Genomic DNA, 14427 nt, shown 5'->3' with positions numbered 1-14427 from the left:
TGCCGCCCGTGCCCGGTGAGAATCTGTCCCGCGACGAGGCCCGCGAGCGGGCCGCCCTGCTGAGCGTCGACGGGTACGAGGTGTCCCTCGACCTGCGGTCCGCGGTCGGTGAGGACCGAGGGGACGGGCCCCGCACCTTCCGCTCCGTCACGACGATCCGCTTCCGGTGCAACGAGCCCGGGGCGAGCACCTTCGCGGACCTGATCGCGCCGAGTGTGACGGCCGTCTCACTCAACGGCCGTGATCTGGACCCCGGTGAGGTCTTCGACGGCTCCCGGATCACGCTGGAGGACCTGGCCGCCGACAACGAGCTCGTCGTGGACGCCCGGTGCGCCTACTCCCGCACCGGCGAGGGTCTGCACCGCTTCGTCGACCCCGAGGACGGCGAGGTGTACCTGTACACGCAGTACGAGCCGGCCGACGCGCGACGGGTATTCGCCAACTTCGAGCAGCCCGACCTGAAGGCCCCCTACCGGTTCGAGGTGCGGGCGCCCGAGGGCTGGACGGTGTGGAGCAACGGGGCCGGTGAGCAGGCCGACGGGGTGTGGCGGTTCGCCGAGACCAAGCCGATCTCGACGTACATCACCTGTGTGGTGGCGGGCCCGTACCACTACGTGACGGACTCCTACGCGCGCACCCTCGCCGACGGCACGACGCTGGAGATCCCCCTCGGCGCCCTGTGCCGCAAGGGCCTGGCGCCCTACTTCGACGCCGACGACGTGTTCCTCGTCACCAAGCAGGGCCTGGACTTCTTCCACGACCACTTCGACTACCCGTACCCGTTCGGGAAGTACGACCAGGCGTTCGTGCCCGAGTACAACCTGGGCGCGATGGAGAACCCGGGCCTGGTGACGTTCCGGGAGGAGTTCATCTTCCGCGGAAAGGTGACGCAGGCCTCCTACGAGGGCCGGGCCAACGTCATCCTGCACGAGATGGCGCACATGTGGTTCGGCGACCTGGTCACCATGGAGTGGTGGGACGACCTGTGGCTGAAGGAGTCCTTCGCGGACTTCATGGGTGCGTTCTCCCTGGTCGGCGCGACCCGCTTCGTCAACGGCTGGATCACCTTCGCCAACCGCCGCAAGGCCTGGGCCTACCGCGCCGACCAGCTGCCCTCCACGCACCCGATCACGGCGGACATCCGCGATCTGCAGGACGCCAAGCTGAACTTCGACGGCATCACGTACGCCAAGGGCGCGTCGGTGCTGAAGCAGCTCGTGGCGTACGTGGGCGAGGAGGCGTTCCTGGAGGGCGCCCGGCGCTACTTCAAGCGGCACGCGTACGGCAACACGCGCCTCGGTGACCTGCTGTCGGTGCTGGAGGAGACCAGCGGCCGGGACATGAGCACCTGGTCGCGGTCCTGGCTCCAGACGGCCGGGGTGAACTCGCTGACACCGCAGGTGCTGCTGCGCGGGGACGGCCGCGTGGAGGAGCTGGCGGTGGTGCAGGAGGCCGCGGAGTCGCACCCGGAGCTGCGGCCGCACCGGGTGGCGGTGGGCCTGTACCGGGTGACGGACGGCGGGACGCTGGAGCGGTACGCCCGGGTGGAGACCGACGTCGACGGCGCGCGGACCGTCGTGAAGGAACTGGCCGGTGCCGACGCCCCCGACCTGATCCTGGTCAACGACGACGACCTGACCTACTGCAAGATCCGCTTCGACGAGACCTCACTGGCGACCCTGCGCGAGCGCCTGGGTGCGGTCACCGACCCGCTGGCGCGCGCCCTGTGCTGGTCGGCGCTGTGGAACATGACGCGGGACGCGCTGCTCCCGGCGCGGGACTTCGTGGACCTGGTGCTGCGGTTCGGGGGGCGCGAGTCCGAGATCGGCGTCGTGCAGATGCTGCACGCGTGGGCCGAGTCGGCGGTCACGCACTACACGGCGCCGGCCCGGCGCGAGACGGCCGCCCGGCTGCTCGCCGAGGGCGCCCGGCGCGAGCTGTACGCGGCCGGGCCGGGCAGCGAGCACCAGCTCGCCTGGGCGCGCTTCTTCGCCCGGACGGCCACCGCCGAGGCCGACTTCGAGCTGCTGCGGGACCTGCTCGCGGGCACGGCGACGGTCGAGGGCCTCGACCTGGACCAGGAGCTGCGCTGGGTGTTCCTGGAGCCGCTGGCCGCGCACGGGGCCGTGGACGAGAAGGCACTGGCCGAGGAGCTGACCCGGGACGACACGGCCTCCGGCAAGCGCCACCAGGTGCGCTGCCTGGCCGCCCGCCCGTCCGAGGCGGTCAAGGCGCAGGCCTGGGCACAGGTCGTGGAGTCGGACGCACTGTCCAACGCCATGGTCGAGGCGACCATCGCGGGCTTCTCCCAGGGCTCGCAGCGGGAGCTGCTCGCGCCGTACGCCGAGAAGTACTTCGCGGTGATCGAACGGGTGTGGGCCGAGCGGTCCATTCAGATCGGCATGCACGTGGTGCAGGGCCTGTTCCCCTCCCTCCAGCAGTCCCCGCGGACGCTGGACGCCACGGACGCCTGGCTGGACGCCCACCAGCAGGCGGCCCCGGCGCTGCGCCGGCTGGTGCTGGAATCCCGCGACGATCTGGCACGGGCGTTGCGTGGACAGGCGTGCGACGAGGCCTCTGACCAGTAGCTTTGGCCTGAGATCTGGGCGTTCCGTCTTCGTTACGAGATGCGTGCCGCGGGCGCCGTAACCCCTGGTCCGCACCCGAACGGACCAGGGGCTTTCGGCATCCGAACATCCGTCCTTTAGGGCTGGGTTGTCCGTATTTGTCGACGGACCTGTAACAGCGGTTCAAAGAGGGCCGGAGCGCGGGAAATTGCGGGTCATGACCCACAACACCCCGCTCTCCCCCCGCCCGCTGCACGACCTCTCCGGCGGTGGCCGCCCCCGCGTGATGACGACGGCCCAGCTCCGCTCGCACGGTGTCTCCACCGCCGAGACCAACGAGCAGTGCCGCGCGGGCGGCCCCTGGCAGCAGCTCCTCCCGGGCGTCGTCCTGCTCCACCCGGGCCCCCCGACCAGCGAGGAGCGGCTGCACGCGGCGCTGATGTACGCGGCGCGGGAGCGCGGCACCGGGGTGCCCGCCCAGCCCGGCGCGGTCCGGCCGCACGCACCCGCCTACCCCGAGGTGATGATCACGGGCCTGGCCGCGCTGACGCTGCACGGCTTCTCCTCCACACCGCCGTTGCCGTCCCTGGACGCGATCGACGTCCTGGTCCCGCGGCTGCGGCGGCTGCGCTCCACGGGCTGCGCACGCATCGTCCGCACGCCCGCCATGCCCGACCCCGAGCAGGTCACCGGGGTGCCGGTGGCGCCGGTCGCCCGCGCGCTGGCCGACGCGGTGGCCGGACTCGCGGACGCCGGCATCGTCCGCCGCCTGCTCACGGAGGCGGTCCGCGGTGGCCACTGCGACCCGGCGGCGGTGGTCCGCGAACTGAACCAGGCACGGCTGCTGAGCCGCCCGCACGTCGTGGACGCGGTGGATTCCCTGCTCGCCGAGGGCCGGGCGCGAGCGGAGGACCGCCTGTACCGGATGGTCCGCGAGTACGGCCTCCCCGACCCGGTCTGGAACGTCGACCTGCGCCTGCCCGGCGGCCCCTACCTCGGTGGCCTGGACGCGTACTGGCCCGACCATGCGGTGGCGGTGGAACTCGACACCCGGGCACCCCGGCAGGACGACGACGCCCTGTGGTCCGAGTACGCCCGCAAGCGCGAGCACCTGGAGCGGCTCGGCATCACGGTCGTCCACATCACGCCGAGGAAGCTCCGCGACTCCCCGGAGCAGCAGGCGACGGTGATCCGCACGGCCCTGATGGCCTCGGCCGACCGCGAACCGGCCGCGTACGTCGTGGTGCTGCCCCGGTAGTGACGGACCGGACGCAGGAACCAGGAACGGAGAGGAGAGGTCGCCGGGACGCACCGGCGGCCTCTCCTCGTGTGCGGCCGGGTGTCACTGACTGCCACGCGTTGCGGCCGATCTTGATCCGTCACGACGACAGCTCCGAACAACGGACAGAGGGAACACACCGCCTCTCCGGCTGCGGCAGGCAGGTGAATCTGTCAGACGGACGGCTTTGGAGCGGATGCGCTCGGCGGGGAAAAGGGCCAGTGTCGAGCTGAGCCGAGGAGGCGCGATGGACCGAGGAACCGGAGCTCGGAGGGAGGGTGACACGCAAGGGCGGCGAGGAGAGGCCCCGGACGACCCCAGGCTGGACCAACTGCTCGTCCGCGCCGCCGACGGCGACGAACAGGCGTTCGCCGGACTGTACGACGCCCTGGCGCACACGGTGATGGGACTGGCCTGCCGCGTGGTGAGGGACGAGGCCCAGGCGGAGGAGGTGACCCAGGACGTGATGGTGGAGGTGTGGCGGACCGCCGACCGGTTCCGTCCGGCGCGCGGAGCCGCCCGGAACTGGGTGCTCACCCTCGCGCACCGCCGCGCGGTGGACCGGGTACGGTCCGTGGCCGCGGGCCGCGCCCGCGAACTGCGCGCCGCGGTCCGGGAGCAGGAACGGGCCTTCGACATCGTCGCCGAAGAGGTCGAGGTGCGGGAGGAGCAGCGGGTGGTCTTTCGCTGTCTGGCCCAGCTGGCCCGCGAGCTGAGGCTGCCCCTGGTGCTCGCCTACTACGAGGGGCTGACGTACGCGGAGGTCGCCGAGGCGCTTTCCACGCCGGCGGGAACCATCAAGTCGCGGATGCGTCAGGGGCTGCAGCGCCTGCACGACTGTATGGAGGCCGGCTCGTGAACCTCACGGACGACCCCCACCTCGATGCCGGCGCGTTTGTGCTGCACGCGCTGCCGGCCGATGAGGCGGCCGCCTTCGAGCAGCACCTGGCCGGTTGCGCCCCCTGCCGTCTGGAGGTCGAACGGCTGTCCGGCGCAGCCGTTCGACTGGGGGCGGTCGCAACGAGGGCACCCTCCGCGGACCTGCGCCGCCGGGTGCTCGACCAGATCGTCACCGTACGTCAGGACCGGTCCGTCGCCATCGCGTCTCGGAGCCGGCCCCGGCAACGGAGCCTCCGGCTGGCGCTGGCCGCGTCCGTGGCGGCAGCCGCGGCTCTCGGAGGTGTCGCCTGGTGGCAGAGCTCCGAGGCCGACACCGCGCGTGAGCAGTCCGCCCAGGACCGAGCCGGATACCGGGAACTCTCCGACGTCCTGGCCGCCTCCGACGCCACGATCAGCACCGAGGAGCTCGCGCGCGGCGGGACCGCGAGCGTGGTCGCCTCCCGAGCGCGGGGGCGGGCCGCGTTCGTCGCCGCAGGGCTGCCGCCGCTCACCGGCGACCGGGTCTACCAACTCTGGTACGCCGAATCGGGGCAGTACCGGCCGGCCGGACTGCTGTCCGCCACGGGCGGACGTCAGGCCCATGTCCTGGACGGGCGCCTCGACGGGGCCACAGCCGTCTGCCTCACGGTGGAACGGGCCGGCGGTTCGCGCCGGCCCACCACCGACCCCGTCGGCGTCATCTCCGTCCCGGCATGACGACACCGGCACGCCCAGCGCATCGCCGTCCACCGAGCCGTCGTACGGCCTGCCGTATCACGGCTCCGCCACCGCGACGGCAGCCGCATACCCCGTGTCCACCGCCACGTCGGCGACCGCCCAGCCCGGCATCCGGCAGGGGCCGCGCGCGGAGACACCGACGTGGTCGAGGCGGAGGTCACGTCCGAGGCCGATACCCAGCCCTTTCAGATACGCCTCCTTGCGTGTCCACACGCGGGCGAAGGCGGCGGGACGCCGGTCCGGCGGACACGCGGCGAGCCCGGCGGCCTCCCGGGGATGCAGCGTCGCCGTGAGGGCGGAGACGACGTCATCGGCGGGCAGCCGCTCGATGTCCGCGCCGACCGCCGTGTCCGCGAAGGCGAGAAGACAGAAACCGGCGGTACGGGAGAGGGAGAAGCACAGGGGCACGCCGGGCACGTCGGGACGGCCGTGCGGGGCCCGGCACACGGGGCAGGGCCGCCGAACCAGCGTCACGTCCGACGGCTCGACGCCGAGGTAGGCACCCAGGAGCATGCGCAGGCACACATGGGCGACCCGGTAACCGTCCCGGTCCGCCATCCGGTGAAGTGCCGCGGCCCGCGCTCTTTCCCCGCTGTCCAGCAGCACGCCGGCGAGCGGGGCCACGGCGCCGCTGAGGTCCTCCACACGTGCCAGCCACAGTCGGGGCCGGCCGGGGCGAGGCGGCTCCGGGAGCCGGGCCCAGACGCCGGGTGTGAGCCGCTCGGGACGCAGGACCGGTCTCGCGGGGAGGAGGCACATGGCAGCGCCGCCTTCCGTCAGTCGGAGGACGCTCGCACAGCGCGTGGGTCCGCGATGGCGTCACCGCCGTACAGGGCCTCCACCCAGTTGCTCTGGTAGATCGTGTCGAGGTAGCGCTCACCGAGGTCCGGGGCGATCGCGACGGGCGTGAGGCCCGGCCTTCCGTGCCGGGCGAGCCAGCTCGTCGCCCCGCTCACGACCGTGCCGGTCGACCCGCCGAACAGGAAGCCCCGCCTCGCCAGGGTCCGGCAGGTACGGATGGCATCGGCCTCCTCGACACGGACCGCCTCGTCGACGTAGCTCTCGTCGAGCAGGGGAGGCCGGACGCTCATGCCCAGGCCGGGGATCATCCGCCGTCCGGGCGGGTCGCCGAAGATGGCGGAGCCGACGCTGTCCACCGCGACGATCCGCACCGGGCGGTGCCAGGAGCGGAACCAGCGGGCGCAGCCCATCAGGGTGCCGGTCGTGCCGACCCCGATGAACAGGACGTCCAGGAACGGGAACCAGCGGGCGATGGCCGGTGCCGTCCTGAAGTAGTGCGCCCTCCAGTTGTCGGGGTTGGTGTACTGACTCAGCCACACATAGCGGTCGTCCGCGGCGCACAGACCTCGCAGGTACGCGAGCCGCGCGCCCAGCAGACCGCCCGTGGCGTGCTCGTCGGAGACGACGTGGACCTGGCTGCCCAGGGCCTCCATCATCAGCCGGGTGGCCAGGTTGCACCGGGAGTCCGTCACGCAGACGAAGCGGTAGCCCTTGCTCGCCGCGATCATGCTCAGCGCCACGCCGAGATTGCCGGAGGAGGACTCCACCAGGACCGAGTCCCGCCTGAGGGTCCCGCTCCGCTCGGCGGATTCCACCATCTCGGTCGCGGCCTTCAGTTTGATCGAACCGGCGAAGTTGAAGCCCTCGCACTTGAGGAAGAGCCGGTGTCCCGTCATCGGCTCGAGGTCGACGTACAGGTCCTCCTCGTTGAAGGCGTGGGGGACGGATATGACTGGCACGATGTTCTCCTCGTCCAGGGCCGGACGGCGGACGGATGCCGTCCTCAGCCGTGCCGGCTCAGCTCGTGAAAGAAGTGGTCGATGACCTGCAGTTCGCCGGAGCGGGCCACTTCGCCGTAGACGTAGGAGCCGACCGCGAGGTCCAGCACGCCCAGGCCGAACGGTGAGAAGACCGCCGGGCGGTCGGCCGGAACCGTCACGCGGCCGGCCATCACGTCGTCGAGCGTGCCGAGCAGGAAGTCGCGGTTGCCGGTGAGGCGTTCGGTGAGGTGCGGTGAGGTGGCGGCCCTGAGGCAGTGGTCGATGTCGTCGACGACGTTGGTGGCGCTGAGCAGCACCTGCGGCGCGAGGTCGCGCAGCGACACGTGCAGCACCAGCGGGTTGTGCCGGAACCACGACGGATCGGTGATGTGCGGCCGGTCGGCGACGGTGGCGAAGACGATCAGGTCGCTGAGGCGGATCAGTTCCTCGGCGCTGCGGTGCACGGTGACGCGTCCGACGGCCCCGGACTGCTCCAGGTAGGTGCGGAAGCCGGCAGCGCTGTCGGGGGACAGGTCATGCACCCCGATGGTGTCGAAGGACCAGCCGGTGCCCTCCAGGTACGTGTGGATGTAACGGGCGATCAGACCCGCGCCGACGAACCCCAGGCGGGCGGGGCGCACTCGCCCCCTGCTGAGCCGGTCGGCCGCCGACGCGGCGGACGCCGCGGTCCTGGCGGCGCTGATGATCGAGCTCTCCACGCACGCGAAGGGGTAGCCCGTGGCGGGGTCGTTGAGGATGAGGACGGCTGACGCCCGGGGGATGCCCGAGGCGACGTTGCCGGGGAAGCTGGAGATCCATTTCAGGCCGTCCACCCGGCCCTCGCCGCCGAGCGAGGCGGGCAGGGCGATGATCCGTGCCGTCGGCCGGTCCGGAAAGCGCAGGAAGGAGGACGGCGGGTTGACCGTACGGCCGGCGCCGTGCAGGCGGTACGTCGCCTCGACGACCTCCACCACGGTCTTCTCACGGCCCTGGAGCACCTCCTTGACCTGGCTTCCGGGGATGACGGCGAAGGACGGCACGAGGGGGGTGCCCGTCCGGGCGGTCTGCGGGACGGTGTGCAGGGTGGTCATGCCGCCTCCCTCCCCACCTGCGGTCCGGGAAGGCCGGGACGCACGGGGTCGGCCATCGCCACCACGATGTTCCGCGGCCCCCGGTACGCCTCCCGGCTGTGCGCGGTGCGGATGTTGTCCACCAGCATCAGGTCCCCGCGCTGCCAGGACCGGCGTACGGTATGGGCTTCGTAGGTCTTGTTGATCTGCTCGACGACGTCCGGGGGCACCGGATCGCCGTTGCCGAAACGGGTGTTGAAGGGCAGCCCGTCCGGTCCGTACTCCTCGACCAGGAACTCCCTGACCTCGGGTGCCATCGTCCACTCGTTCAGGAACGCGATCTGGTTGAACCAGCAGCGCCGGCCGGAGACCGGGTGCCGCACGACGGCGGGCCGGTGCTGCCGCGTCCGCAGCGAACCGTCCGGCTGCCAGGACCAGTCGATCGCGTGGGCACGGCAGTAGGCCTCGACCTCGCCGCGGTCGTCGGTGCCGAAGGACTGACCGAGTGTCGCGCCGATCCCCTCGTTGTAGGCCCTGTCGAGCAGCCAGCCCTGCCGGGCGAAACGGTCGACGAGTTCGGCGGGCAGCGCGTGCAGCACGGCGGTCGCGTCGGCCACCGCGGTGGCACCGCCTTCGACGGGCGGCTCCAGGCACGCGAACAGCAGCAGGCCGGGGCACTGGACGGCGTAGCTGAGCTCGTGGTGCATGCACATGGGCTGGTGAGGCGGCCATGCCGACGACGAGTAGACGCCGTCCGCGTGGCGGTCGCGGGCGGCGAACGCCTCACGTTCCGGCGCGGGGCGCTCGGCCACCCGGTGGAGGACCGACCCGACGTCGGCCGGGGTGCGCAGGCCGAGGCCCCGGACGGTGAGCGCCCCGTGCTCGGCGACGAGTTCGCGCAGCGCGTCCCGCCGGCCGGCCGTCCAGGCCGCCGCGTCCGTGGCGTCCGGGGTGTCTTCGGCGTCGAGTATCGGTAGGCCGTCCGGAGCCGGTGCCGTAGTGGCCCTGTTCCTGCGGAAGAGTGCCGACAGCATGTCGATCTCCTCTCGAATCTCCTCGTGTCCGTCACGGTTCTCCGGCGGTCCGGGTGTCGATCAGGTGGGCCAGGTCGGCCAGTACGGGGCGGCCGGCGAGGTCGCGCGGGGAGATCACCCGGTCCAGCGCGACCGCGAGCCGTACCGCTGACAGGGAGGTGCCGCCCAGATCGAAGAAGTTGTCCTCACGGCGGATCCGTCCGGGCGGTATGCCGAGTTCCGACGCCCACTCGGCCGCGAGCCGCCGTTCGGCCGGTGTCCGCGGGGCTCCGTGGGAGTCCCGGGCCGGGCCGAGGTCCTCGGCGATCGCCGTGAGCGCCTTGCGGTCGGTCTTGCCGTTGGCGGTGAGCGGCAGGCGGTCCAACCGGTGGAAGGACGCCGGGACCATGTACGCGGGAAGCAGCTCCGCGAGCCGCTCCCGCAGGTCCTCGGCGGTCACGGCGCAGTCGCTCGTGCAGAAGGCGGCCAGCTGGCGGCCGTGGTCCTCCGCGCCGGTCACCACGACCGCGCAGTCCGTGACGCCGGGCATCCGCAGCAGCGTGTTCTCGACCTCGCCGATCTCGACCCGGAACCCCCGGATCTTCACCTGCGCGTCCGTGCGGCCGAGGAACTCCAGTTTTCCGTCGGGCCGCCAGCGGCCGAAGTCGCCTCCGCGGTAGAGCCGTTGGCCCGGGCGGTGGGGATCGGCCAGAAAGGCGAGGCGGGTGCGTTCGGTGTCGTTGATGTAGCCGCGACCGACGCAGACCCCGGAGAAGACGATGGCGCCGGGGGCGCCGAGCGGAACCGGATGCAGGTTCTCGTCGACGACGTACTGGTGCACGTTGGCGATGGGCCGGCCGAGCGGGATCCGATCGGTGCCCGGCGCCCGGTCCATCACCTCGTGGTGGGTGTCGTCGGACGTCTCGGTCAGCCCGTAGGCGTTGACCAGCCGCACGGCGGGACCGGTGGCGAACCACCGCTGGACGAGCTCCCCTCGCAGCGCCTCGCCGGTGACGGACAGGCACCGCAGGTCCGGCAGGTCCCGCGGGCGGCGTTCCAGCGCGGACAGGATGACGTCGAGATAGGACGGCACCAGCTGCAGGACGTTGACGCGGCCCCCGGTGATCCTGTCCAGGAACCGGTCCGCGTCGAGGACGGCGTCCTGCTCGACCAGCAGCGTCCGCCCGCCCGTCAGCAGCCCCGCCAGCAACTGCCACAGCGAGATGTCGAAGCACTGCGAGGCCGTCTGCGCCACCACGGTGCCCTCGCCGATGCCCAGATCGTCGATCTTGGCGTACAGGTGGTTGAGCAGACCGGCGTGCTCGCACATCGCGCCCTTCGGCTCTCCGGTGGATCCGGAGGTGAAGAAGACGTACGCGAGCCGGTCCGCCGGTATGTCCAGGCCGAGGTCCGATCCGTCGGCGGCCGCTTCGGTGATGTCCGGGACGAGCAGCCGCCGGACCCCGGGGAGCGATGCCGGCGCCCGGTCCAGCTGCGTGGTGCTGTCCGGTTCGGTGACGACGTACGCACAGTCGGCGCGGGTGAGCATCGCGCTGATGCGGCCGGGGGGGTGACGGGGGTCGACGGGCAGGTACACGCCGCCGGCCTTGAGGACGCCGAGCACGGCGGCCGCCCAGTGGAGGTCGCGCTCGGTCACCACGGCGACCGTGTCCTCGGGGCCGAGCCCCTCGGCCAGCAGGGCGCGGGCCAGCCGGTTGGCCCGCCTGTTGAGGTCCGCGTACGTCCGACTGCGGCCCTGGTGGACCACGGCGACGGCGTCCGGATCCTTGCGCACCCGCTCCTCGAACAGTTCGTGGAACCGGCGGTCCGGCAGCGTCCGGCGCGGGCCCGCGAGCCCGTCGAGCTGGAAGCGGAGTTCGTCCGCGGAGAGCAGGCTGCGCCGGTCGTGGGGGGCGTCGGGGTCGGCGGCGATCGCCTCCAGTGCGGCGAGGTGGTACCCCCCGATCCGGGTGGCCGAGTCCGCGTCCAGCAGGTCCGTCCGGTGCCGCAGGCGCAGCGCGAGCCGACCGGCCTCCTCACCCGCCGAGACGCCGAGCAGCACACTGCCGTCCACCGGGACGGTGGCCTCGTGCCCGGCCGGGGCGAACACCGCTTCCAGGCCGGCCGGGGGCGGTGCGCCGGCCCCGGGCGACCACGCCACCGCCTCGGCCCGGTGGGCTTCCAGCACCAGCCGGCGCCAGGTGCCGGGCCCGACCGTCAGCTCGAAGGGCACCGGCCCGGTCCGGCCCCGGGCCAGGTAGCCACTGCGCACCTCGGGGTCGCCGGAAAGCAGGGCGAGCACCTTGGCATGGGCGGCGAGGAGGATCGCGGTGAGCGGCACACCGAATTCACGGGCCCGCACACGCAGGGCCGCCGTCACTGCGCCGGGGATGCGCCTGACGTGCTCCCCGGTGCCGGGCATCGGCTCCTTCGCCCATCGGGGCACGGCCGTGAAGCCGCCCTCGGCCCGGCTGTCGGAAACGGGGATGTGGGCGTCGGTCGCTGTGGGTGCCATCAGTGCGCACCTCCGTTTTCGTCGGGCGCCGGGCGGGCCGGATTCCCCAGCCATCGGGTGTGCCCGGGGACCGTTTCGCCCTTCATGAGGAAGGAGTCCGCCGCCAGCACGGCGCCGTCGCCGACCGTCACTCCGTAGTGCACGAACGCTCCGACGCCGAGGGTGCAGCCGTCCCCGAGCGCGACGCGGTCCGACTTGAACGTGCCGTCCTCCTGGGAGTGGCACTGCAGGACGCTGCCCGAGTTGAGGGTGCAGCCGTCCCCGATGGCGACCATGCGGCGCTCGGTCAGAGCACAGCCGTCGTCGAAGACCCGCGTCCCGATCCGGACGCCCAGCATGCGCCACACGGCAGCCTTGAACGGCGTGCCGTCGAGGATGTGCAGATACGTCTCGGACGGGACCTTCCAGTACCGCTCACGACGCCAGAAACGACGGTCGTAGATCGAGCAGAACAGCGGCTCCGGGGGGTGCGCCGCCGTGACGGCCCGCTCGAGGAGGATGTAGTAGAGGAAGGTGAACGGCAGCACGACGGCGTTGGCGGCAGCGAGGACCGCTGTGCCCCACGCCGGGTACCGGCTCGCGGCGAGCGCGAACAGCAGGGCGACGCAGAAGAAGTACAGCCATCCCGTGAGCAGGTGGCATGCCATGGTGCCGGCGTTGTGCCGGTTCTTGGCGGCGAGAGCCCGGCGCAGACCGCTGCCGTCCTTGAGCTCGTCGAAGGTGCTGTCGCGCGCCACCGAACGCGGGATCTCGAAGCAGGGAGAGCCGAGAAGGCCCACGTCGTGCCGGAGCGGTCCGCCGATGGGGACCGCCACCTTGGTGGCGAGGAGGCAGTTGTCGCCGGTCCGGCCGCCGGCGGGGTAGGCGATCCGGTTCCCGAGGAAGTTGTGCGCCCCGATCGCGGTCGGCGACAGCCGGAAGGACGTGCTGGAGTACTCGGCGTTCATCAGGGACAGTCCGTCCGCGACCATGGTCCCGGTGCCGATCCAGCTCAGGTAGGGGCTCTCGTGCTTGACCGCGGTGCCGAAGTTCGAGCCGGTCTGCTCCACGGGTGAGAGGCGATAGCCGATCCAGCGCAGGTAGTGCACGATGCAGCTGCTGTCTCCGAACAGACGCGTCAAGGATTTCCTGTTCGTCAACAGGGCGATCGTCCGGTGCACGGAGTAGTGGAAGCCGAAGAGCGGGTAGGTCCGGCCGGGCCGGACGAACCCGCCCAGCAGCCGTGGGACGGTGGCCAGCACCACGAGAGCGGCGATCACGCCGCCGAAGAAGACCACGGCGGTGACCACCAGCAGGTCGACGTAGAGCACCGTCGCCCCGCCCTTCAGTACCGCGGAGCCCTCCAGCATCCGGGAGAGCAGCACGTCCAGGCAGCCCACCGCCAGCGGCACGTAGACCAGCAGCACCGTGAGCATCAGCAGGACGCCGTGGACCGCTCGCCGCGTGGTGCCGCACCGGGCGGGCTCCACCGCCGGGACGTCGTCGTCCGCGGGCTGGGCCGGAGAGCCGTGCCAGTGCTCGCCGTCGGGGACCGCCTGGCCGGTGTGCAGGGAGGACGCGTGCCCGAGCCGGGATCCGTCGCCGAGCCGGGTCCCGATGTCCAGCACCGTCACCTCACTGACGACCGCGCCCCGGCCCAGGGTGACCGGCCCTGTCTCGATCACACCGTCCGCCGCGTGGTAGCAGCTGATCAGTGCGTCCTTGCGGACGAGCGTGCCGTCGCCGACGGTCAGCAGGTCGGTGCAGACGGGGGCGCTGCGCGACAGGATCGTCACTCCTGTGCCGATCCGCGCGCCCAGTGCCCTCAGGAAGAGCGGGTAGAGCGGCGAGCCGGCGAACAGGACCAGCGGGCTCGACCGGATCAGCGTCTTGACCAGCCAGAACCGGAAGTAGGTGAGGCTCCAGACGCGGAACCGCCGTGGTGTGAACCGGCCGATCAGCAGCCACTTGGCGAGCACGGGCAGGGCGCACAGCACCACGAACAGCACGGCGCCGAAGACAACGCTCCGCAGGTAGGCGTCCACCAGGTGCGTGTGCGCGGAGATCCATTCGTAACCCTGGGCGGTGACGGTGGCGAGGAGAAAGGCGTAGCCCAGGAAGGCCAGAAGCTGGAGTGCCCCGCAGAGCACGCGGTGGGGGCGGCCCGTCGGCGGTGCCGGTGCCGGTGCCCGGGCCCCGGGCAGTGCCGGTGGGCCGGGCGTCCGGGATGCGGGTGGCGGCGGGGTGCTGTCGAGCAGTGCGGCCGCCAGCCCGCGGGCGGTCGGATGCCGGTAGACGTCGCGCATCGACACCGGCGGCAGGTCCGGCCGTTTCCTGACCCGCGCGCAGAAGTGCGCCATCACCAGGGAATCGGCGCCGAGATCATCGAAGAAGTCGCTGTCGAGAGGAACCTCGTCGAGGTGGGCTGCCTCCGCCAGCAGTCCGGCGAGCCGCTCCGCGGCAGCGGACACCGCGGGATCCGGCGGCGCTTCGCGGGGCCGGGCTTCCTCCACGAGGCCCCCGGCCGCCTCCCGGAGCTGCTGTCCCGCCATCGGGACCCCCTCGGCTGCCGACAATCGCGTGCTCTGCCTGACATGGGTTCGTAG

The 14427-nt window shown here is 72.1% G+C and carries 10 protein-coding genes; 4 read left to right on the top strand and 6 right to left on the bottom strand.

Translation table 11 applies throughout. From position 1 onward, the window contains the following. The first annotated feature begins 8 nt into the window (after positions 1 to 8). The 4 genes from pepN to IO24_RS0101120 all read left to right on the top strand — a co-directional run bounded on the left by pepN (position 9) and on the right by IO24_RS0101120 (position 5442). Positions 9 to 2588 carry an aminopeptidase N gene (gene pepN / locus IO24_RS0101135; RefSeq protein ID WP_031130778.1) on the top strand — a complete coding sequence of 860 codons (2580 nt, stop codon included), beginning with the start codon at positions 9 to 11 and terminating at the stop codon, positions 2586 to 2588. Positions 2589 to 2784: 196 nt separating this feature from the next. After that, a complete protein-coding gene (locus IO24_RS0101130) occupies positions 2785 to 3825 on the top strand; it encodes a hypothetical protein (RefSeq protein WP_031130776.1) in 1041 nt (346 codons plus the stop codon). 268 nt (positions 3826 to 4093) lie between these two features. Further along, positions 4094 to 4705 carry an ECF RNA polymerase sigma factor SigK gene (gene sigK / locus IO24_RS0101125; protein WP_078898823.1) on the top strand — a complete coding sequence of 204 codons (612 nt, stop codon included), beginning with the start codon at positions 4094 to 4096 and terminating at the stop codon, positions 4703 to 4705. Beyond that, positions 4702 to 5442, top strand: a complete 741-nt coding sequence (locus IO24_RS0101120; protein WP_031130772.1) for an anti-sigma factor — start codon at positions 4702 to 4704, stop codon at positions 5440 to 5442. Before sigK ends, IO24_RS0101120 begins: the two co-directional genes overlap by 4 nt. Positions 5443 to 5499: 57 nt before the next feature. On the opposite strand, the gene IO24_RS0101115 is transcribed toward IO24_RS0101120, so the two are convergent. From IO24_RS0101115 to IO24_RS0101090, 6 genes are read right to left on the bottom strand one after another with little or no spacing between them, the layout of a single operon-like run. Next, positions 5500 to 6222: a 4'-phosphopantetheinyl transferase family protein gene (locus IO24_RS0101115; RefSeq protein ID WP_031130770.1), complete on the bottom strand. Its 723-nt coding sequence runs from the start codon at positions 6220 to 6222 to the stop codon at positions 5500 to 5502. Between the two features lie 17 nt (positions 6223 to 6239). Next, positions 6240 to 7223 (bottom strand): 2,3-diaminopropionate biosynthesis protein SbnA, encoded by a 984-nt coding sequence (sbnA, locus tag IO24_RS0101110; RefSeq protein ID WP_031130767.1) that lies wholly within the window; start codon positions 7221 to 7223, stop codon positions 6240 to 6242. Positions 7224 to 7267: 44 nt separating this feature from the next. After that, positions 7268 to 8335: a 2,3-diaminopropionate biosynthesis protein SbnB gene (gene sbnB / locus IO24_RS0101105; protein WP_031130765.1), complete on the bottom strand. Its 1068-nt coding sequence runs from the start codon at positions 8333 to 8335 to the stop codon at positions 7268 to 7270. Continuing rightward, positions 8332 to 9348 (bottom strand): TauD/TfdA family dioxygenase, encoded by a 1017-nt coding sequence (locus IO24_RS0101100; protein ID WP_031130763.1) that lies wholly within the window; start codon positions 9346 to 9348, stop codon positions 8332 to 8334. The genes sbnB and IO24_RS0101100 overlap by 4 nt, the downstream gene beginning before the upstream one ends. Before the next feature lie 31 nt (positions 9349 to 9379). Beyond that, positions 9380 to 11842, bottom strand: a complete 2463-nt coding sequence (locus IO24_RS0101095; protein ID WP_045295862.1) for a non-ribosomal peptide synthetase — start codon at positions 11840 to 11842, stop codon at positions 9380 to 9382. Continuing rightward, entirely contained in the window at positions 11842 to 14373 is a 2532-nt protein-coding gene (locus IO24_RS0101090; RefSeq protein ID WP_031130758.1) for a Pls/PosA family non-ribosomal peptide synthetase, read from the bottom strand. Before IO24_RS0101090 ends, IO24_RS0101095 begins: the two co-directional genes overlap by 1 nt. Positions 14374 to 14427 lie beyond the last annotated feature (54 nt).

This window comes from Streptomyces flavovariabilis (genome assembly GCF_000725785.1).
Taxonomy (GTDB): Bacteria; Actinomycetota; Actinomycetes; order Streptomycetales; family Streptomycetaceae; genus Streptomyces; species Streptomyces hawaiiensis.
Note: the sequence above shows the minus strand (reverse complement) of the source record. Positions and strands in the feature narration are given on the sequence as shown.

Coding starts and splice junctions, on each gene's coding strand:
- sigK (WP_078898823.1), top strand. CDS start 4,094: ATGGACCGAGGAACCGGAGCTCGGAGGGAGGGTGACACGCAAGGGCGG.
- IO24_RS0101095 (WP_045295862.1), bottom strand. CDS start 11,842: ATGGCACCCACAGCGACCGACGCCCACATCCCCGTTTCCGACAGCCGG.
- sbnB (WP_031130765.1), bottom strand. CDS start 8,335: ATGACCACCCTGCACACCGTCCCGCAGACCGCCCGGACGGGCACCCCC.
- IO24_RS0101090 (WP_031130758.1), bottom strand. CDS start 14,373: ATGGCGGGACAGCAGCTCCGGGAGGCGGCCGGGGGCCTCGTGGAGGAA.
- IO24_RS0101130 (WP_031130776.1), top strand. CDS start 2,785: ATGACCCACAACACCCCGCTCTCCCCCCGCCCGCTGCACGACCTCTCC.
- IO24_RS0101100 (WP_031130763.1), bottom strand. CDS start 9,348: ATGCTGTCGGCACTCTTCCGCAGGAACAGGGCCACTACGGCACCGGCT.
- IO24_RS0101115 (WP_031130770.1), bottom strand. CDS start 6,222: ATGTGCCTCCTCCCCGCGAGACCGGTCCTGCGTCCCGAGCGGCTCACA.